The sequence below is a fragment of the Enterobacter sp. N18-03635 genome (assembly GCF_004006055.1).
In the GTDB taxonomy this organism is placed as follows: Bacteria; Pseudomonadota; Gammaproteobacteria; order Enterobacterales; family Enterobacteriaceae; genus Enterobacter; species Enterobacter vonholyi.
The window spans coordinates 239,999-260,771 of the sequence record NZ_CP034769.1 but is presented as its reverse complement, the minus strand read 5'-3'; the positions used below and the strand labels follow the sequence as shown (position 1 = coordinate 260,771).

Below are 20,773 nucleotides of genomic sequence, written 5' to 3'. Positions count from 1 at the left end.
TCGCTCAGCGGTAACATGAGACATGTTCACCATCACTCCTCCGATCAGTCAGGATAACGGTTGCAAATTCACCAAATAAAACGAAAATGATTTCCACGATACAGAAAAAGGAGATCGTCATGGTCGCGACCGTTCCCGCTAAACGCGGCAGAAAACCTGCTGCTGCCACCACCGCACAACAGGGCGGACAGGTTCAATCGCTCACGCGCGGTTTGAAGCTGCTGGAGTGGATAGCCGAGTCGCACAGCAGCGTGGCCCTGACGGAGCTTGCCCAGCAGGCTGGCCTGCCGAACTCCACGACGCACCGTCTTCTGACCACCATGCAGCAGCTGGGCTTTGTCCGCCAGGTGGGCGAGCTGGGGCACTGGGCGGTGGGCGCGCATGCATTTATCGTTGGCAGCAGCTTCCTGCAGAGCCGCAACCTGCTGGCGATTGTTCACCCGATTCTGCGCAAGCTGATGGAGGACTCCGGCGAGACCGTAAACCTGGCGGTGCTGGACCAGAGCGACCATCAGGCGATTATCATCGACCAGGTGCAGTGCACGCAGCTGATGCGCATGTCCGCGCCGATTGGCGGCAAGCTGCCGATGCACGCCTCCGGCGCGGGAAAGGCATTTCTCTCGCAGCTGAGCGAAGAGCAGGTGACGGGCCTGCTGCACCGTAAAGGGCTACACGCCTATACCCACGCCACCCTGGTCTCGCCCGTGCATTTAAAAGAAGATCTTGCTCTGACCCGCAAGCGCGGCTATTCGTTTGATGATGAAGAACATGCTCTGGGCCTGCGCTGTATCGCAGCCTGTATTTTTGACGAGCACCGCGAGCCGTTTGCCGCCATCTCTATTTCCGGGCCGATTTCACGCATGACCGATGACCGGGTTACCGAGCTGGGCGCACTGGTAATTAAGGCGGCGAAAGAGGTGACGCTGGCGTACGGTGGGATTCGTTAAGCATGCATTGCCGGGTGGCGGCTTCGCCTTACCCGGCCAACATGATGCCCTCTGAAAACCGGATGCAAAATCGCTGCTTGCGGCGGTAAGCGTACACATCTTCCACATGCCCATTTTTGATCCGCGTTTGCAGGCCGCGCCAGTAGCTGGCGCGAAACAGATCGGCATGCATCTCTTCGAATAGCGGTCCGATGCGCGGGTCGGCGCACAGCCAGTGGCGAAACTCTTCGGGAAAAACATCGCCCGGCGAGACGCTGTACCACGGCTCGCTGGAAAGCTCATCTTCCGGGTAGCGGGGCGGTGGGATATCGCGGAAATTCACTTCAGTCATGTAGCAAATTTCGTCGTAATCGTAGAACACCACCCGCCCGTGACGGGTAACGCCGAAGTTTTTGAACAGCATGTCCCCCGGGAAAATATTGGCAGCGGCAAGCTGGCGAATCGCGTTGCCGTACTCTTCAACGGCATCCCGCAGCGCCTGGCCTTCGGACTGCTCCAGCCAGATATTCAGCGGCACCATACGGCGCTCGATGTAGAGATGGCTAATCACAATTTTTTCACCAAGATCGGTGATCTTAGCCGGTACTTCCTGCATTAATAGCGCCATGAGCGCCGGGTCGATCTGCTGCTTATCCAGCACAAAGTTTTCAAATTCCTGGGTATCCGCCATGCGACCGACGCGGTCGTGCTCTTTAACCAGCTGATAGCAGGCGCGGACGTGCGCGGCGGTCATCTCTTTCTGCGGCGCGAATCTGTCCTTAATCACCTTAAAGACCCGGTCAAAGCCCGGCAGCGTAAACACCAGCATCACCATACCGCGAATGCCGGGCGCTTCGATGAACTGCTCATCAGCGGTAGTGACATAACGCAGGTATTCCCGGTAGCTTTCCGTTTTAGCGTGCTTCTGGCAGCCAATAGCCATATACAGCTCGGCGGTGGTTTTACCCGGCAGGATCTCGCGCAGCCACTCCACCAGCGCGGCAGGTAACGGTGCATAGACCATAAAATAGGAGCGGGCGAAGCCAAACACGATGCTCGCCTCGGCGCTGGTGGTCAGGCAGGTATCGACAAACAGTTCCCCGCCGTCGGTGCGGTGAATGGGCAGCAGAAACGGCACAATGGCCGTCGGCGTAACCAGTTTCCCCACCAGCCAGGCCGCTTTATTGCGGTAGAAAAGCTCGTTGGCCACCTGCAAATGGCTGTGGCTGAGCACCTCCGCGCCGAAGGCTTCCTTGAGATGGGCGTGGATATACCCGATATCCCGGGTTTTATTCTCCCAGGGCAGGCGCAGCGGCAAATCCGTTAGCACGCGGTGCAGGAGCTTTTCCCATCCGCGATCGGGAAAGAAATCTTTCGCCAGCGGACGCGGAATGGTACGAAAGCGCCGTTCAGGCTGGGAGCTGAAGATAAATAACCGCTCAGGAGATAATGAGCGGTGGTCAAATAACCGGCAATAGACGGAGTTGAAAAAGCTCTCCGCAATCTCGAAGCGCGGGTAGTCGGGTAACAGATGGGTGTAGTGCTCCTTCACGCGCAGTAAAAATTCCGCGTCCGGGCTTTTACCGTCGGTAATACAGCGCAGCTGCTCCACCACCAGACCCACGTGGTGGTCATAAAGATGGATACGCTGCTTCATGGCCTGCTGAACCGCATGCCAGTCTGCGTGTTCGAAGCGCTGCTGCGCGCCGGAGGTCACTTCAAGAAAACGACCATACTGGGCATCGAAGCCCTGCAAAATAGTTTGGGCAATCAGTAATTCCAGGCCACGCGACATATATTCCCCCTCACCACCAGCCCTCTCCCCAGGGGGGAGAGGGGGAAAAGATTAGAACTGTGCTTCTTCCGTTGAACCCGTCAAGGCGGTGACGGAGGAGGTGCCGCCCTGAATAATCGTGGTCACATTATCAAAGTAGCCGGTGCCCACTTCCTGCTGGTGAGAGACGAAGGTGTAGCCATCTTTGCCCGCCGCAAACTCCGGCTGCTGCACCTTCTCAACGTAGTGCTTCATGCCCTCACCCTGCGCGTAGGCGTGCGCCAGGTCGAACATGTTGAACCACATGCTGTGGATACCGGCCAGGGTAATGAACTGGTATTTGTAGCCCATGTCGGACAGCTGCTGCTGGAAGCTGGCGATGGTTTTGTCATCCAGCTTTTTCTGCCAGTTGAAGGACGGCGAGCAGTTGTAGGCCAGCAGTTTGCCCGGGTACTTCGCATGAATGGCATCGGCAAAGCGTTTTGCCAGCGCCAGATCCGGCGTGGAGGTTTCACACCAGACCAGGTCCGCGTACGGCGCGTACGCCAGGCCGCGGCTGATCGCCTGTTCAATGCCAGCATGGGTGCGATAGAAGCCTTCACTGGTGCGCTCGCCGGTGATGAACTCGCTGTCGTACGGATCGCAGTCAGAGGTGATCAGGTCAGCCGCGTCGGCATCGGTACGGGCAATGACCAGCGTCGGCACGCCGAGCACGTCAGCAGCCAGACGTGCGGCAACCAGCTTCTGAACCGCTTCCTGTGTAGGAACCAGTACCTTACCGCCCATATGTCCGCACTTCTTCACTGACGCCAGCTGGTCTTCGAAGTGAACGGCCGCTGCACCGGCTTCAATCATCGATTTCATCAGCTCAAAGGCGTTCAGCACGCCGCCGAAGCCCGCTTCCGCATCCGCAACGATCGGCAGGAAGTAATCAATAAAGCGCGGATCGCCAGGTTCGATGCCCGCTGCCCACTGGATCTGATCCGCTCGGCGGAAAGTGTTGTTGATCCGATCCACGACCGACGGCACGGAGTTAGCCGGATAGAGGGACTGATCCGGATACATGCTGGAGGCCAGGTTGGCGTCCGCCGCCACCTGCCAGCCGGAGAGGTAAATAGCCTCAATACCGGCCTTCGCCTGCTGCAGGGCCTGACCGCCGGTCAGCGCGCCGAGGCTGTTGATGTAACCTTTTTTGGAACCGCCGTGCAGCAGTTTCCACATTTTCGCCGCGCCATTTTGCGCCAGCGTGCATTCCGGATTGACCGAGCCGCGTAATTTCACCACTTCCTCAGCGCTGTAAGGACGGCGGATGCCTTCCCAGCGAGGTTGTGTCCACTCTTTCTTCAATTCTTCGATTTGTTGGGTACGGGTTTTCATGTGCAGATGCTCCATATTGTTATGTGGTGGATTACGCCAGGAAGCGGTAGCCCGGCAGGGTCAGGAAGTCGATTAAGTCATCTGATGTGGTGATTTGCTCCATCAGGCGCGCGGCGTCGTCAAAGCGTCCGCTGCTGAAGCGGTGTTCGCCCAGCTCGTCCTGGATCACCCGCATCTCTTCGGCCAGCATCTGGCGGAACAGGGACTTGGTCACCGGCTTGCCGTTGCTGAGCGTTTTTTGATGGTGGATCCACTGCCAGATAGAGGTACGTGAGATCTCCGCCGTCGCGGCATCTTCCATCAGGCCGTAGATCGGCACGCAGCCGTTGCCGGAGATCCATGCTTCGATGTACTGCACGGCGACGCGAATATTGGCCCGCATCCCCTCTTCCGTCCGTTCGCCCGCGCACGGGGCCAGCAGCTGTTCTTCAGCCGTTGGGGCATCGTCTTCACGCGTGACAAACAGCTGGTTTTTGTTGTCACCGAGGACGCGGTTGAAGACCTCCATTGCCGTATCGGCCAGGCCGGGATGCGCAATCCACGTGCCGTCGTGACCGTTCCGGGCTTCAAGCTCTTTATCGGCTTTCACCTTGTTGAGCACCTGATTGTTGCGCTCTGCGTCTTTGCTCGGGATAAAAGCCGCCATGCCGCCCATCGCAAAGGCGCCGCGCTTGTGGCAGGTTTTGATCAGCAGACGCGAGTAGGCGCTCAGGAACGGTTTATCCATGGTCACGACCTGGCGATCCGGCAGTACGCGATCGGGATAGTTTTTCAGGGTTTTGATGTAGCTGAAAATATAGTCCCAGCGTCCGCAGTTCAGACCGACAATGTGGTCACGCAGGGCGTGCAGAATTTCATTCATCTGGAATACGGCAGGCAGCGTTTCAATCAGCAGCGTGGCTTTGATGGTGCCGCGCGGCAGGTTGAAACGATCTTCCGCGTAGCTGAAGACCTCGCTCCACCAGGCTGCTTCCTGCCAGGCCTGCGTTTTAGGCAGATAGAAATACGGGCCGCTGCCCTTCGCCAGCAGGGCTTTGTAGTTGTGGAAGAAATAGAGCGCGAAATCAAACAGACTTCCCGGAATGGCTTCCCCACGCCAGGTGACATGTTTTTCAGGCAGGTGCAGGCCGCGCACGCGGCAGATCAGCACCGCCGGGTTCGGTTTGAGCTGGTAAATTTTACCGGCTTCGTTGGTATAGCTGATGGTGCCGTTCACGGCGTCGCGCAGGTTGATCTGGCCCTCGATGACCTTACGCCAGTCCGGCGCCAGGGAATCTTCAAAATCGGCCATGAAGACCTTAACGTTCGCGTTCATGGCGTTGATCACCATTTTTCGCTCTACCGGACCAGTGATCTCAACGCGACGATCCTGTAAATCTTCAGGGATGCCGCGGATTTTCCACTCGCCACGGCGAATGGAAGCGGTTTCCGAAATAAAACCAGGCAACTTGCCGTTATCAATTTCCTGCTGCTGATGAATGCGTGCTGCCAGCAGCTTATTACGCTGCGGCGTAAAGCGGGTCACCAGTTCAGTCAGAAATTCTACCGCTTCTGCCGTCAATATCTGCTGTTCTTGCTCACCATACGGCTGGGTAAAGGCCAGTTCATCGACCGTCGTTGCCTGTTGAGTCATTACTCTGCTCCTCATCAAAGATCCAAAATCACGCTCCCGATGCGAACGAAAGATCGTTGGGTAGTTTTCGCTCAGCAGAATTAAGACTATCTCTATTTTTTCTAAAATCAAAAACAATTTCCATTTTAATTATAAATTCAATTTAATTGATTGATTTTATTGAAATTAAAGTTTTCAAGAATGATGAGTGGCATTTCGGAAATAAAAAAGACACCCGAAGGTGCCTGATTTGAATAGCTGAAACGCTTTAGGATCGTTTAGTGCAGACGATTACTCCAGCGTTGGATTCATGTGACGCAGATCGTATGGTGTGATCTGGTAGACGTAATAGTTGAGCCAGTTAGTAAAAAGCAAATTCCCGTGGCTGCGCCAGGTCGCTCTCGGTTTGTTTTGTGGATCGTCTTTCGGGAAATAGTTGTACGGGACATCCGGATTAAGACCCGCTTCGACATCACGGAAATACTCTGACGCAAGGGTGTGCGGATCGTACTCAGGATGCCCGGTCACAAAGGCAATGCGCTTATCTTTACTGGCAAACAGGTAAGCGTCCCCATCTTCCGTTTCAGCCAGAATCTCCAGATCGGTGTAATCACGAATCAGCTGGGCCGGGAAGTCGGCGTAGCGAGAATGCGGGGCCAGGAAAGAATCATCGAAACCACGCGTCAGCAACGCATGTGGATGGAGAATATGGTGTTCGTATACGCCGGAGAGCTTTTCAGTGCGGGTTTGCTTGGGGATGCCATAAAGAATATTCAGTGCGGCTTGTACCGCCCAACAGACAAACAGCGTGGACGTGACGTGATCTTTTGCCCACTCCAGAACCTGTTTGATCTGCGGCCAGTAGGCGACATCGTTAAATTCAACCAGACCGAGCGGCGCGCCGGTCACAATCAGTCCGTCGAAATTTTCACCCTGAATGTCATCGAAGTTACAGTAGAAGTTGTTCAGATGCTCGGAAGGCGTGTTACGTGACTCACGGGCATCGATTCGCAGCAGCTGAATATCGACCTGCAGCGGGGAGTTCGACAGAAGACGCAGGAACTGGTTCTCTGTTTCGATCTTTTTTGGCATCAGATTGAGAATAAGCACCTTCAGCGGGCGAATTTCCTGACCTGTCGCACGTGAAGTCGTCATGACAAAGACATTTTCTTCACGCAAGAAATTGACGGCTGGTAGCTCGTCCTGCACCCGAATCGGCATAGCTTTATATCCTCACAGCATACGTATAAACGTTTAGACATCCAGATAGCTAACGATACCCAGAAACGGTTTGAATGTCGAGTCTGCAAGCGGAAGGTGAGAAAGTTTCAAGGAGAGAATGGTACGGTTTGATGCCCCTCGCCCCGTCTCTCTCCCGCAGGGAGAGGGTGAAAAACAAAAGCAAAAAACCCCGCACCTTTCGGTACGGGGTTCTTCTATTTTGATGCCTGGCAGTTCCCTACTCTCACATGGGGAGACCCCACACTACCATCGGCGCTACGGCGTTTCACTTCTGAGTTCGGCATGGGGTCAGGTGGGACCACCGCGCTAAAGCCGCCAGGCAAATTCTGTTAAATCTGTATCAAAGCTGAAAATATCGTGTCTCTTCGCCAAAACACCTTCGGCGTTGTAAGGTTAAGCCTCACGGTTCATTAGTATCGGTTAGCTCAACGCATCGCTGCGCTTACACACCCGACCTATCAACGTCATAGTCTTTAACGTTCCTTCAGGAGACTTAAAGTCTCAGGGAGAACTCATCTCGGGGCAAGTTTCGTGCTTAGATGCTTTCAGCACTTATCTTTTCCGCATTTAGCTACCGGGCAGTGCCATTGGCATGACAACCCGAACACCAGTGATGCGTCCACTCCGGTCCTCTCGTACTAGGAGCAGCCCCCCTCAATTCTCCAGCGCCCACGGCAGATAGGGACCGAACTGTCTCACGACGTTCTAAACCCAGCTCGCGTACCACTTTAAATGGCGAACAGCCATACCCTTGGGACCTACTTCAGCCCCAGGATGTGATGAGCCGACATCGAGGTGCCAAACACCGCCGTCGATATGAACTCTTGGGCGGTATCAGCCTGTTATCCCCGGAGTACCTTTTATCCGTTGAGCGATGGCCCTTCCATTCAGAACCACCGGATCACTATGACCTGCTTTCGCACCTGCTCGAGCCGTCACTCTCGCAGTCAAGCTAGCTTATGCCATTGCACTAACCTCCTGATGTCCGACCAGGATTAGCTAACCTTCGTGCTCCTCCGTTACTCTTTGGGAGGAGACCGCCCCAGTCAAACTACCCACCAGACACTGTCCGCAACCCGGATCACGGGTCTACGTTAGAACACCAGCCATTAAAGGGTGGTATTTCAAGGACGGCTCCACGCAGACTGGCGTCCACGCTTCAAAGCCTCCCACCTATCCTACACATCAAGGACCAGTGTTCAGTGTCAAGCTATAGTAAAGGTTCACGGGGTCTTTCCGTCTTGCCGCGGGTACACTGCATCTTCACAGCGAGTTCAATTTCACTGAGTCTCGGGTGGAGACAGCCTGGCCATCATTACGCCATTCGTGCAGGTCGGAACTTACCCGACAAGGAATTTCGCTACCTTAGGACCGTTATAGTTACGGCCGCCGTTTACCGGGGCTTCGATCAAGAGCTTCGCGTTACCGCTAACCCCATCAATTAACCTTCCGGCACCGGGCAGGCGTCACACCGTATACGTCCACTTTCGTGTTTGCACAGTGCTGTGTTTTTAATAAACAGTTGCAGCCAGCTGGTATCTTCGACTGATTTCAGCTCCACCCGCAGGGGCTTCACCTACATATCAGCGTGCCTTCTCCCGAAGTTACGGCACCATTTTGCCTAGTTCCTTCACCCGAGTTCTCTCAAGCGCCTTGGTATTCTCTACCTGACCACCTGTGTCGGTTTGGGGTACGATTTCGTGTTACCTGATGCTTAGAGGCTTTTCCTGGAAGCAGGGCATTTGTTACTTCAGCACCGTAGTGCCTCGTCATCACACCTCAGCGTTAATAAGGTACCGGATTTACCTGGAACCTCCGCCTACATGCTTAAACCGGGACAACCGTCGCCCGGCTAACATAGCCTTCTCCGTCCCCCCTTCGCAGTAACACCAAGTACAGGAATATTAACCTGTTTCCCATCGACTACGCCTTTCGGCCTCGCCTTAGGGGTCGACTCACCCTGCCCCGATTAACGTTGGACAGGAACCCTTGGTCTTCCGGCGAGCGGGCTTTTCACCCGCTTTATCGTTACTTATGTCAGCATTCGCACTTCTGATACCTCCAGCATGCCTCACAGCACACCTTCAACGGCTTACAGAACGCTCCCCTACCCAACAACGCATAAGCGTCGCTGCCGCAGCTTCGGTGCATGGTTTAGCCCCGTTACATCTTCCGCGCAGGCCGACTCGACCAGTGAGCTATTACGCTTTCTTTAAATGATGGCTGCTTCTAAGCCAACATCCTGGCTGTCTGTGCCTTCCCACATCGTTTCCCACTTAACCATGACTTTGGGACCTTAGCTGGCGGTCTGGGTTGTTTCCCTCTTCACGACGGACGTTAGCACCCGCCGTGTGTCTCCCGTGATAACATTCTTCGGTATTCGTAGTTTGCATCGGGTTGGTAAGCCGGGATGGCCCCCTAGCCGAAACAGTGCTCTACCCCCGAAGATGAGTTCACGAGGCGCTACCTAAATAGCTTTCGGGGAGAACCAGCTATCTCCCGGTTTGATTGGCCTTTCACCCCCAGCCACAAGTCATCCGCTAATTTTTCAACATTAGTCGGTTCGGTCCTCCAGTTAGTGTTACCCAACCTTCAACCTGCCCATGGCTAGATCACCGGGTTTCGGGTCTATACCCTGCAACTTAACGCCCAGTTAAGACTCGGTTTCCCTTCGGCTCCCCTATACGGTTAACCTTGCTACAGAATATAAGTCGCTGACCCATTATACAAAAGGTACGCAGTCACACCACGAAGGTGCTCCCACTGCTTGTACGTACACGGTTTCAGGTTCTTTTTCACTCCCCTCGCCGGGGTTCTTTTCGCCTTTCCCTCACGGTACTGGTTCACTATCGGTCAGTCAGGAGTATTTAGCCTTGGAGGATGGTCCCCCCATATTCAGACAGGATACCACGTGTCCCGCCCTACTCTTCGAGTTCACAGCCTGTGTGCTTTCGTGTACGGGACTGTCACCCTGTACCGTGCGACTTTCCAGACGCTTCCACTAACACACAAGCTGATTCAGACTCTGGGCTGCTCCCCGTTCGCTCGCCGCTACTGGGGGAATCTCGGTTGATTTCTTTTCCTCGGGGTACTTAGATGTTTCAGTTCCCCCGGTTCGCCTCGTTAACCTATGTATTCAGTTAACGATAGTGTGACGAATCACACTGGGTTTCCCCATTCGGACATCGCCGGGTCAAAGGTTCATATCACCTCGCCGGCGCTTTTCGCAGATTAGCACGTCCTTCATCGCCTCTGACTGCCAGGGCATCCACCGTGTACGCTTAGTCGCTTAACCTCACAACCCGAAGATGTTTCACTTCTGATTGCGAAAATTTGAGAGACTCGAACACACCATTAAGATGTGTCGTTTCAATTTTCAGCTTGATCCAGATTTTTAAAGAGCAAATATCTCAAACGTGACTCGCAAGTCAGTTTTGAGATATGACGGCAGGTGACTTTCACTCACGAACCAGCAAGTGGCGTCCCCTAGGGGATTCGAACCCCTGTTACCGCCGTGAAAGGGCGGTGTCCTGGGCCTCTAGACGAAGGGGACGTGTAGTCTCAATCGCAAGACGCCTTGCTATTTACTTTTCATCAGACAATCTGTGTGAGCACTACAAAGGCAGGTTCTTTAAGGTAAGGAGGTGATCCAACCGCAGGTTCCCCTACGGTTACCTTGTTACGACTTCACCCCAGTCATGAATCACAAAGTGGTAAGCGCCCTCCCGAAGGTTAAGCTACCTACTTCTTTTGCAACCCACTCCCATGGTGTGACGGGCGGTGTGTACAAGGCCCGGGAACGTATTCACCGTAGCATTCTGATCTACGATTACTAGCGATTCCGACTTCATGGAGTCGAGTTGCAGACTCCAATCCGGACTACGACGCACTTTATGAGGTCCGCTTGCTCTCGCGAGGTCGCTTCTCTTTGTATGCGCCATTGTAGCACGTGTGTAGCCCTACTCGTAAGGGCCATGATGACTTGACGTCATCCCCACCTTCCTCCAGTTTATCACTGGCAGTCTCCTTTGAGTTCCCGGCCTAACCGCTGGCAACAAAGGATAAGGGTTGCGCTCGTTGCGGGACTTAACCCAACATTTCACAACACGAGCTGACGACAGCCATGCAGCACCTGTCTCAGAGTTCCCGAAGGCACCAAAGCATCTCTGCTAAGTTCTCTGGATGTCAAGAGTAGGTAAGGTTCTTCGCGTTGCATCGAATTAAACCACATGCTCCACCGCTTGTGCGGGCCCCCGTCAATTCATTTGAGTTTTAACCTTGCGGCCGTACTCCCCAGGCGGTCGACTTAACGCGTTAGCTCCGGAAGCCACGCCTCAAGGGCACAACCTCCAAGTCGACATCGTTTACGGCGTGGACTACCAGGGTATCTAATCCTGTTTGCTCCCCACGCTTTCGCACCTGAGCGTCAGTCTTTGTCCAGGGGGCCGCCTTCGCCACCGGTATTCCTCCAGATCTCTACGCATTTCACCGCTACACCTGGAATTCTACCCCCCTCTACAAGACTCTAGCCTGCCAGTTTCGAATGCAGTTCCCAGGTTGAGCCCGGGGATTTCACATCCGACTTGACAGACCGCCTGCGTGCGCTTTACGCCCAGTAATTCCGATTAACGCTTGCACCCTCCGTATTACCGCGGCTGCTGGCACGGAGTTAGCCGGTGCTTCTTCTGCGGGTAACGTCAATCGACAAGGTTATTAACCTTATCGCCTTCCTCCCCGCTGAAAGTACTTTACAACCCGAAGGCCTTCTTCATACACGCGGCATGGCTGCATCAGGCTTGCGCCCATTGTGCAATATTCCCCACTGCTGCCTCCCGTAGGAGTCTGGACCGTGTCTCAGTTCCAGTGTGGCTGGTCATCCTCTCAGACCAGCTAGGGATCGTCGCCTAGGTGAGCCGTTACCCCACCTACTAGCTAATCCCATCTGGGCACATCTGATGGCAAGAGGCCCGAAGGTCCCCCTCTTTGGTCTTGCGACGTTATGCGGTATTAGCTACCGTTTCCAGTAGTTATCCCCCTCCATCAGGCAGTTTCCCAGACATTACTCACCCGTCCGCCGCTCGCCGGCAAAGTAGCAAGCTACTTTCCGCTGCCGCTCGACTTGCATGTGTTAGGCCTGCCGCCAGCGTTCAATCTGAGCCATGATCAAACTCTTCAATTTAAGTTTGATGCTCGTGAATTAAACTTCGTAATGAATTACGTATGTTCACTCAGAGACTTGGTATTCATTTTTCGTCCGAGGACGTTAAGAATCCATGTCACTTTGAGTGCCCACACAGATTGTCTGATAAATTGTTAAAGAGCAGTGCAACGCGGCTTTCGCTCACCGTTGCGAGGTGGCGTATATTACGCTTTCCTCCTTCAGAGTCAACCCGTTATTTCAGGATTTTTTCTCTTCAACCGACCGGGCTGTTTGTGAAGTGATTCACATCCGCCGTGTCGATGGAGGCGCATTATAGGGAGTTCCCGAACGACCGCAACCGAAAAGTTGCAAAAAAATGACTGACTGCTGCATTCCCCAGCAAAACCCCGCCTTATACCCTTTTATGCACAAAGTTATCCACAGTGATGCGAAAAAGTGAAAATGTGCGAGCGTTGCGCAAACGTTTTCGTTAAAATGCTCGCGCTTAACAAGGATGCCTCGTCAGGTGTGTTAGATGAGTTTTTCGCAGGAAAATTCATCTAACGCTCTCTGTAATCGTGAAATCCAGGGGATTTACCATGCAACAACGTCGTCCAGTCCGCCGCGCTCTGCTCAGTGTTTCTGATAAAGCCGGTATTGTCGAATTCGCTCAGGCACTTTCTGCACGCGGTGTAGAACTGCTTTCTACAGGCGGTACCGCTCGTCTGTTAGCAGATAAAGGTCTGCCGGTAACCGAAGTGTCCGATTACACCGGTTTCCCGGAAATGATGGATGGACGCGTCAAAACCCTGCACCCGAAAGTGCACGGCGGTATTCTTGGCCGTCGCGGTCAGGACGACGCTATTATGGAACAGCATGATATCGCCCCAATCGACATGGTTGTCGTTAACCTCTACCCGTTTGCCCAGACCGTTGCCCGCGAAGGCTGTTCTCTGGAAGATGCCGTAGAGAATATTGATATCGGCGGCCCAACCATGGTGCGCTCAGCAGCCAAGAACCATAAAGATGTGGCTATCGTGGTGAAGAGCAGCGATTACGAGACCATTATTAATGAGATGGATGCCAACGAAGGGTCACTGACTCTGGATACCCGTTTCGACCTCGCCATTAAAGCTTTCGAGCACACCGCGGCGTATGACAGCATGATCGCCAACTACTTCGGTAGCCTGGTGCCGGCTTACCACGGTGAAAGCAAAGATCCTTCTGGCCGCTTCCCGCGTACCCTGAATCTGAACTTCATTAAGAAACAAGATATGCGTTACGGTGAGAACAGCCACCAGCAGGCTGCCTTCTATATAGAAGAAGAGGTAAAAGAAGCCTCTGTTGCGACCGCTCAGCAGGTTCAGGGCAAAGCGCTCTCCTATAACAACATTGCCGACACCGACGCGGCGCTGGAATGCGTGAAAGAGTTCAGCGAGCCGGCCTGCGTTATCGTCAAGCACGCCAACCCATGCGGCGTGGCGGTAAGCACCTCTATTCTGGATGCCTACGATCGCGCCTACAAAACCGACCCGACCTCCGCGTTCGGCGGCATTATCGCCTTCAACCGCGAACTGGATGCTGAAACCGCACAGGCCATTATCTCCCGCCAGTTTGTCGAAGTGATTATCGCGCCATCGGCCTCCGAAGAAGCGCTGAAAATCACCGCGGCAAAACAGAACGTGCGCGTACTGATTTGCGGCCAGTGGGCAGAACGCGTGCCGGGCCTGGACTTCAAACGCGTAAACGGCGGCCTGCTGGTTCAGGACCGCGATCTGGGCATGGTGACAAAAGCCGACCTGCGCGTGGTGACCAAACGCCAGCCGACCGAACAGGAACTGCGTGACGCGCTGTTCTGCTGGAAAGTGGCGAAGTTCGTAAAATCCAACGCCATCGTCTATGCGAAAGAGAACATGACTATCGGGATAGGCGCAGGCCAGATGAGCCGCGTTTACTCTGCGAAAATCGCGGGTATTAAAGCAGGTGACGAAGGTCTGGAAGTCAAAGGCTCCGCCATGGCCTCTGACGCCTTCTTCCCGTTCCGTGACGGTATCGACGCCGCAGCCGCTGTCGGCATCACCTGCGTGATCCAGCCAGGCGGTTCAATCCGCGACGACGAAGTGATTGCCGCTGCCGACGAACACGGCATCGCGATGATCTTCACCGACATGCGCCACTTCCGCCATTAATTCCCGGAGCTGAAAATGAAAGTATTAGTGATTGGTAACGGCGGACGCGAGCATGCGCTGGCGTGGAAAGCGGCGCAGTCTCCGCTGGTGAAAACGGTCTTCGTGGCACCGGGCAACGCCGGTACCGCACTGGAACCCGCGCTGCAGAACGTGGCTATCGGCGTGACCGACATTCCGGCGCTGCTGAGTTTTGCCCAGAGCGAGAAAATCGACCTGACCATCGTCGGCCCGGAAGCGCCGCTGGTGATTGGCGTGGTGGATGCGTTCCGCGCAGCGGGCCTGAAAATTTTCGGTCCAACGGAAGGCGCCGCGCAGCTGGAAGGCTCCAAAGCCTTCACCAAAGATTTCCTCGCGCGTCATAACATCCCGACGGCGGAATATCAGAATTTCACTGAAGTGGAGCCTGCTCTGGCCTACTTACGTGAGAAGGGCGCGCCGATTGTTATCAAGGCCGACGGTCTGGCCGCCGGTAAAGGCGTGATCGTCGCGATGACGCTCGACGAAGCCGAAGCCGCAGTTCAGGATATGCTGGCGGGCAATGCTTTCGGTGATGCGGGCCACCGCATCGTGATCGAAGAGTTCCTCGACGGTGAAGAAGCAAGCTTCATCGTGATGGTAGACGGCGAGCACGTTCTGCCGATGGCCACCAGCCAGGACCACAAGCGTGTGGGCAATGGCGATACCGGCCCGAATACCGGTGGAATGGGGGCTTACTCCCCCGCTCCGGTAGTGACTGACGAAGTTCACCAGCGCACCATGGATCGCATCATCTGGCCTACCGTGAAGGGAATGGCGGCAGAAGGGAATACCTACACCGGTTTCCTTTACGCAGGTCTGATGATCGACAAGCAGGGTAACCCTAAGGTCATCGAATTCAACTGCCGTTTTGGCGATCCGGAAACGCAGCCAATCATGCTGCGCATGAAATCCGATCTGGTGGATCTGTGCCTGGCAGCCTGCGATGGCAAGCTGGACGAGAAAACCTCCGAGTGGGACGCGCGTGCGTCTCTCGGCGTGGTGATTGCTGCGGGTGGTTATCCGGGCAACTACAGCACCGGAGATGAAATCCACGGCCTGCCGCTGGAAGAGATTGAAGGTGCGAAGGTGTTCCACGCCGGTACGAAGCTGGCTGGCGACGATCGCGTCCTCACCAACGGCGGCCGCGTGCTGTGTGCAACCGCGCTGGGCCATACCGTGGCAGAAGCGCAGAAGCGCGCCTATGCGCTGATGGCAGATATTCACTGGAACGGTAGCTTTAGCCGTCAGGATATCGGCTATCGCGCGATTGCGCGCGAGCAGGGGGAGTAACGGAACCGTCTGTTCCCCCTCACCCTGACCCTCTCCCTCAAGGGAGAGGGGATTTACCTCAGAAACTCTTCTCTGTCGGCTGCCAGGTGCAGAAGTCTTCGTTCGCCACCAGCAGCAGCTGAGAGCCTTCCGGCGCCTCAAGCCACGCCACGCTCACTTCCATTGATGAATGACGCTGACGGCGTTGAATGTGTTCGGTTGCCCAGGATTCGAGCTCAGGCTTGACCGTCTGCCCTTCGCAGGTTGTCACCGACCCATCGGCATGCCAGCGCCCCTGGCGCAGCACGACGCGTCCCAGACGAAGCGCATCGCTGGTCTGGCGGATTTGTTCGGCACGGTAACGGTAGAGGGCAATTTGATCGCTGGAAAGCTGCTGTTTTTGACCGCTGACTTCGCGCTGCATAAAGCTTAGCTCGCCATGGTCATCAAAACGCACTTTCACGTGTTCGGGGGTCTTGCTGTAGACGTTCAGCTCAATCAGCGACAGGTCATCTCCCTGCCAGCGATACTCCGCCGTCGACGTATTGCCGCTATGCCACGGGCTGAAGGCAGAAAGCAGATGCACTTCGCCGCCGGAATCTTTACGCCAGATCCTGACCGCGCCCTGGTTGTCCGCGTAGCCGCTGGCGGTAAACGGCGGCAGGGAGGTGTCGTGGCTACAGGCTGACAGCAGCAGCATGCCTGCCAGCGCGAGCGTTCCGCGCCAGAAAGACAAAAGGGGCGTTGCCGCCCCTTCGCTAAAACTGTTCACTGCCACGCGTCTTACTTAACAGCGTCTTTCAGTGCTTTACCAGAAACAAATGCCGGCACGTTAGCTGCGGCGATTTTGATTTCTTTACCGGTCTGCGGGTTGCGGCCAGTACGCTCAGCGCGGTGGTTCACTTTGAAGGTACCGAAACCAACCAGTTGTACAGCATCACCTTCTTTCAGAGACTCAGTAATAGCAGCCAGGGTAGATTCCAGAGCAGCTTTAGCCTGCACTTTAGACAGATCAGCCTTGTCCGCAATTACATCAATCAGTTGAGTCTTGTTCATAAGTTATCCTTTCAATGTGTTTATCGCTTGCTAAGCATCGAGTGCGACGAAAATGCCAAAAAAGCACTCTCCTGCATACACGCACCGATAGCCACTTTTTTTCGCCCCCCAAATGTAGACCAGACAAGGGGCGAAAGGGAAGAGTCGAGGAGCGACAAAACGGGCGTTATCTCAAGATTTATTGTCTCATTGGTTAAAAATTATACCAATATTGCTCTCGCCAGCCTCTCGTAAGTCAGCGCGCAGCCCTTTTATCAGCTCAATATCGCGTTCTTCACACTCTGCTAACAGGCGGAAAATTTCCCACTGAATGTCCCATTCTTGCTCAACCGCCGGGTTCGCACGCAGCTCTTCGTCGGTCATTTCCCGACCTTCCTGGGTCATTTCCAGCATCGCGACGGTCGTAATAGATGCCTTACTGACTTCAATAGCGTGCTCCAGCGTTTCACCGCTCAGACGGGAGTGAAGCAGTTCGCTTAACGCCACGCAGGCATCAATTGCCGGGTAGACGCCGTACAGGTCAAAATCATCCGCCACCGGGATCGCCTCTTCCAGCTTTTCGAGCTGAGAGTCGAAATTCACCTTCGCGTCTTTCACCGTCAGCGTTTCCCAGATCAGATCCAGAATGCGACGGTAGATATGGCCATCACCAAAGCCCGTCTGCTTGCAGAACGCGGCATAGTTGGGATACATGCGCTCGCACAGGCAAGCCATGAAGGTGACGTGCTGCCAGCTTTCCAGCTTTTCAAGGCGCAGGTGAATCGGGTTTTGTAGCATGATGATCTCTCGAATCGATAATTAGGCGCAGTTTACCTGAATCATCGCTGAATTTCCTGCCAACGAACAAAAGCCGGACGCGAAGACGCCACGGCGTCTGCCCAGCGCGTCGGCTCCGGCAAGCGGTAGCCCTTCATACAGCGCTGCACCCACGCCAGGGCACTGTCCATGCTCACCCGGTGCCCGGTGGCGATAAAGAGCGGGTTACAGCGCGCCTTGCTGCGCCAGACCCACGCCAGCTGCTCGCCTTTATGGATAAGCGGCGCCAGCGCGCCCGGCTCGGCAGAAAGAGGTTCAAACGCGCCGCACAGGCGTTTCTTGGCAACGCCAATGGTCGGCACATCCACCAGCAGCCCAAAGTGGCTGGCAACGCCTAAACGGCGCGGGTGTGAAATACCGTGTCCATCGACAAACAGCAGGTCAGGTTTTTGCGAGAGCTGCTCCCACGCTGCCAGCAGCGCGGGATATTCGCGAAAGGAGAGAAAGCCCGGAATGTACGGCATGGTGGTCGCGATACGCGCTACCTTGTACTCCACCAGCTCAAGCGACGGGTACTTCAGTACCACCATCGCCGCTCGCGTCACTTCCCCACCCTGCTCAAATCCGACATCTGCTCCTCCAATGTACTGCGGAGGATCCTTATCCAGACGATCCTCGCGGATCACCGATGAGGCTAGTTCGATTTGCTGAGCGCGTAGCGACGCGAGATCCATAACCACTCCTTACTTGTGATACTGGGCAGAAAGCCGATGCACCGCCTCCACAAATACGCCTGCGTGTTCTGGCGGCACATCCTGATGAATGCCGTGGCCGAGGTTAAAGACGTGGCCTTCCCCCTGGCCGAAACCAGACAGTATAGTCGACACTTCTTCTTCAATGCGGGCTGGCGGCGCATAAAGCATGGACGGGTCCATATTGCCCTGCAGCGCTACTTTGTCGCCCACGCGACGACGCGCATCGGCAATATCGGTGGTCCAGTCGAGACCCAGCGCGTCGCAGCCGGTTGCCGCCATCGCTTCCAGCCACTGGCCGCCACCTTTGGTGAACAGCGTCACCGGCACGCGGCGACCTTCGTTTTCACGCAGCAGGCCATCAACGATTTTATGCATGTAATACAGGGAGAACTGCTGATAATCGCGCCCGGTCAGCACGCCGCCCCAGGTATCGAAAATCATCACCGACTGCGCGCCCGCCTTAATCTGCGCGTTCAGATAGAGCGTAACGCTCTTCGCCAGCTTGTCGAGCAGCGCATGCAGGGCCAGCGGCTCGGCGTACATTATCTTTTTAATCATGGTGAAGGCTTTGCTGCTGCCCCCTTCCACCATATAGGTCGCCAGCGTCCACGGGCTGCCTGAGAAGCCAATCAGCGGCACTTCCCCTTTCAGCTCGCGGCGAATGGTGCGCACGGCGTTCATCACGTAGCCCAGTTCGCCTTCCGGATCGGGGATCGGCAGCTTGTCCACGTCGGCTTTGCTTTTGATCGGAGCGGTGAAACGCGGACCTTCACCGGTTTCGAAGTACAGGCCAAGGCCCATCGCATCCGGAATGGTCAGAATATCCGAGAAGAGGATCGCCGCATCCAGCGGGAAGCGGCGCAGCGGCTGGAGCGTCACTTCACAGGCCAGCTCGGCGTTTTTGCAAAGCGACATAAAATCGCCCGCCTGCGCGCGCGTGGCTTTGTACTCTGGCAGATAGCGTCCCGCCTGGCGCATCATCCACACCGGGGTGACATCAACGGGCTGGCGCAGCAGCGCACGCAGATAACGATCGTTCTTCAGTTCGGTCATTTTTGCAGTTCCTTAAGCGTCATGGCCTCAGTGTAACACTACTCATACTCGGCCCGACACATCGCCACGGTATCTTCTATTAGCCGACGCGCCACGGTACCCGGTGGGGGGAGCAGCGGTAGATCGTCATAGCGATACCAGTTCGCATCCAGCAGCTCTTTCCGATCGATAACGATCTCGCCGCTGTCATATTCGGCCATAAAGGCCGTCATCAGCGACTGCGGGAACGGCCACGGCTGGGAGGTGACGTAGCGCAGGTTCTTCACTTTGATGCCGCTCTCCTCCATTACCTCGCGCGCCACCGCCTGCTCCAGCGTTTCGCCCACCTCGACAAAGCCGGCCAGCACGGTGTGAACGCCGTTGCGATGACGGGTATGCTGCGCCAGCAAAATAGAATCATCCCGGCGAATAGCGACGATAATGCACGGCGCAATTTGCGGATAGTAGCGCTCGCGGCAGTGGCTGCAGAGCATCGCCCACTCGGTTTTGCTCGGGTGCATGGTATGACCGCAGTAGCCGCAGTATTTGTGCGAGCGATAAAACTCCGCCAGCTGCACGCCGCGCCCCGCCAGCTGGAACAGGCCCACGTCCAGATCCAACACCTGGCGAACGGATCCCATATCCTGACGACGCGCTTGCTGGATCAACCACACGGGCTCACCCTGCCACTCGCCGATCTCTAGCGCAGGCTGGCCCACGAGATCGAACGTTTCCGCCGCACCGTAGGGCAGTTCTCCACCGGGCAACCATAATTTTTGTTCGTGGCTGACGATCCACCAACCCAGATCTGATTTTTCAATAATACGATCCATATCTATTGCACTACCTTCGCTTCACTGACATGTTGTTAGCATTGTGGTTACATTCTGGATGAGCAGATTCAATCCTACACTTTGCGGAGTCGACCATGTTAAACCAGCTAGAAAGCCTGACTGAGCGCGTTAGAGGAAGTAACAAACTGGTGGATCGCTGGCTGCATGTGCGCAAGCATCTACTCGTGGCTTATTACAATCTGGTCGGCATTAAGCCTGGCAAAGAATCGTTTATGCGGCTGAACGAAAAAGCGCTGGATGATTTTTGTCAGGGCCTGGTCGACTATCTGTCCGACGGCCATTTCAATATTTATGAACGCATTATCCGCGAAATGGAAGGGACAACGCCGTATTTAGCGGCCAGCAAGCTCTATCCGCTGCTGGAAGCCAATACCCAGCAGATCATGGATTACTATGATTCCGCGCTCGAGAATGCCATCGATCACGATAACTATCTTGAGTTCCAGAAAGCGCTATCCGACCTCGGCGAAGCGCTGGAGGAGCGATTCACGCTGGAAGATAAGCTGATCTCTCTCGCCCTGGACAATGATTTGAACATCAGTAACGAAGAGAACGTCGCGCGCCCTGCTTGAGTTCTTAATCGTTAACGAGTAATTTACAACCATTCGCCCCTCTCACGAGGGGGATTTTTCTTGTCGGAGTGCCCAGAGCGAAAGCCGGGCTGAGACCGTTAATTCGGGATCCGCGGAACCTGATCAGGCTAATACCTGCGAAGGGAACAAGAGTCACACTGCTGTTGTATCGCCCCCCGGGCGATCCTCTCTTGCTTCATC

General features: G+C 55.2%; 14 protein-coding genes, 1 tRNA gene, 3 rRNA genes and 1 riboswitch. Of the genes, 4 read left to right on the top strand and 14 right to left on the bottom strand.

Annotated elements, in window-relative coordinates:
• Positions 1-119: 119 nt before the first annotated feature.
• Positions 120-947, top strand: a complete 828-nt coding sequence (iclR, locus tag ELK40_RS01935) for a glyoxylate bypass operon transcriptional repressor IclR (RefSeq protein WP_127729219.1) — start codon at positions 120-122, stop codon at positions 945-947.
• Positions 948-975: 28 nt separating this feature from the next.
• Here iclR and aceK read toward each other — a convergent pair whose 3' ends face one another.
• From aceK to ELK40_RS01895, 8 genes are all read right to left on the bottom strand, one after another.
• Positions 976-2,721: a bifunctional isocitrate dehydrogenase kinase/phosphatase gene (gene aceK, locus ELK40_RS01930; protein WP_127729216.1), complete on the bottom strand. Its 1,746-nt coding sequence runs from the start codon at positions 2,719-2,721 to the stop codon at positions 976-978.
• Between the two features lie 51 nt (positions 2,722-2,772).
• Entirely contained in the window at positions 2,773-4,077 is a 1,305-nt protein-coding gene (gene aceA, locus ELK40_RS01925; protein ID WP_024906665.1) for an isocitrate lyase, read from the bottom strand.
• 31 nt (positions 4,078-4,108) lie between these two features.
• Positions 4,109-5,710, bottom strand: coding sequence for a malate synthase A (aceB, locus tag ELK40_RS01920; protein WP_127729214.1), 1,602 nt, complete (start codon positions 5,708-5,710; stop codon positions 4,109-4,111).
• A gap of 270 nt (positions 5,711-5,980) precedes the next feature.
• Positions 5,981-6,910, bottom strand: coding sequence for a homoserine O-succinyltransferase (metA, locus tag ELK40_RS01915; protein ID WP_008503405.1), 930 nt, complete (start codon positions 6,908-6,910; stop codon positions 5,981-5,983).
• Between the two features lie 225 nt (positions 6,911-7,135).
• Positions 7,136-7,251, bottom strand: a 5S ribosomal RNA gene (gene rrf / locus ELK40_RS01910).
• Between the two features lie 69 nt (positions 7,252-7,320).
• A 23S ribosomal RNA gene (locus ELK40_RS01905) occupies positions 7,321-10,226 on the bottom strand.
• A 182-nt stretch (positions 10,227-10,408) separates the two neighbouring features.
• Positions 10,409-10,484: transfer RNA gene (locus ELK40_RS01900), tRNA-Glu, on the bottom strand.
• A gap of 84 nt (positions 10,485-10,568) precedes the next feature.
• Positions 10,569-12,110: ribosomal RNA gene (locus ELK40_RS01895) — 16S ribosomal RNA — on the bottom strand.
• Together the 16S, 23S and 5S rRNA genes with 1 tRNA gene alongside form the textbook arrangement of a ribosomal RNA operon.
• A gap of 560 nt (positions 12,111-12,670) precedes the next feature.
• Between ELK40_RS01895 and purH the strand changes: the two genes are divergently transcribed.
• Positions 12,671-14,260, top strand: a complete 1,590-nt coding sequence (gene purH, locus ELK40_RS01890; RefSeq protein ID WP_127729212.1) for a bifunctional phosphoribosylaminoimidazolecarboxamide formyltransferase/IMP cyclohydrolase — start codon at positions 12,671-12,673, stop codon at positions 14,258-14,260.
• 15 nt (positions 14,261-14,275) lie between these two features.
• A complete protein-coding gene (purD, locus tag ELK40_RS01885; protein WP_127729210.1) occupies positions 14,276-15,568 on the top strand; it encodes a phosphoribosylamine--glycine ligase in 1,293 nt (430 codons plus the stop codon).
• Positions 15,569-15,626: 58 nt separating this feature from the next.
• Here purD and ELK40_RS01880 read toward each other — a convergent pair whose 3' ends face one another.
• The 6 genes from ELK40_RS01880 to nudC form a co-directional block, all read right to left on the bottom strand.
• Positions 15,627-16,319: a DUF1481 domain-containing protein gene (locus tag ELK40_RS01880; protein WP_127732714.1), complete on the bottom strand. Its 693-nt coding sequence runs from the start codon at positions 16,317-16,319 to the stop codon at positions 15,627-15,629.
• 11 nt (positions 16,320-16,330) lie between these two features.
• On the bottom strand, positions 16,331-16,603 hold the full coding sequence (gene hupA / locus ELK40_RS01875; RefSeq protein WP_002445246.1) for a nucleoid-associated protein HU-alpha: 273 nt from the start codon (positions 16,601-16,603) through the stop codon (positions 16,331-16,333).
• Between the two features lie 186 nt (positions 16,604-16,789).
• The gene (locus tag ELK40_RS01870; protein ID WP_008503468.1) at positions 16,790-17,380 is read right to left on the bottom strand and encodes a YjaG family protein; all 591 of its coding nucleotides are present in this window, start codon (positions 17,378-17,380) and stop codon (positions 16,790-16,792) included.
• Positions 17,381-17,421: 41 nt separating this feature from the next.
• Positions 17,422-18,093, bottom strand: a complete 672-nt coding sequence (gene nfi / locus ELK40_RS01865; protein ID WP_023309979.1) for a deoxyribonuclease V — start codon at positions 18,091-18,093, stop codon at positions 17,422-17,424.
• A 9-nt stretch (positions 18,094-18,102) separates the two neighbouring features.
• Entirely contained in the window at positions 18,103-19,167 is a 1,065-nt protein-coding gene (gene hemE, locus ELK40_RS01860) for a uroporphyrinogen decarboxylase (protein ID WP_127729208.1), read from the bottom strand.
• A gap of 38 nt (positions 19,168-19,205) precedes the next feature.
• Positions 19,206-19,979, bottom strand: coding sequence for an NAD(+) diphosphatase (nudC, locus tag ELK40_RS01855; protein WP_115877038.1), 774 nt, complete (start codon positions 19,977-19,979; stop codon positions 19,206-19,208).
• 95 nt (positions 19,980-20,074) lie between these two features.
• Here nudC and rsd point away from each other — a divergent pair, with 95 nt between their 5' ends.
• Positions 20,075-20,572 (top strand): sigma D regulator, encoded by a 498-nt coding sequence (rsd, locus tag ELK40_RS01850; RefSeq protein WP_115877037.1) that lies wholly within the window; start codon positions 20,075-20,077, stop codon positions 20,570-20,572.
• Positions 20,573-20,626: 54 nt separating this feature from the next.
• A riboswitch (TPP riboswitch) is annotated at positions 20,627-20,735 on the top strand.
• Positions 20,736-20,773: the final 38 nt, after the last annotated feature.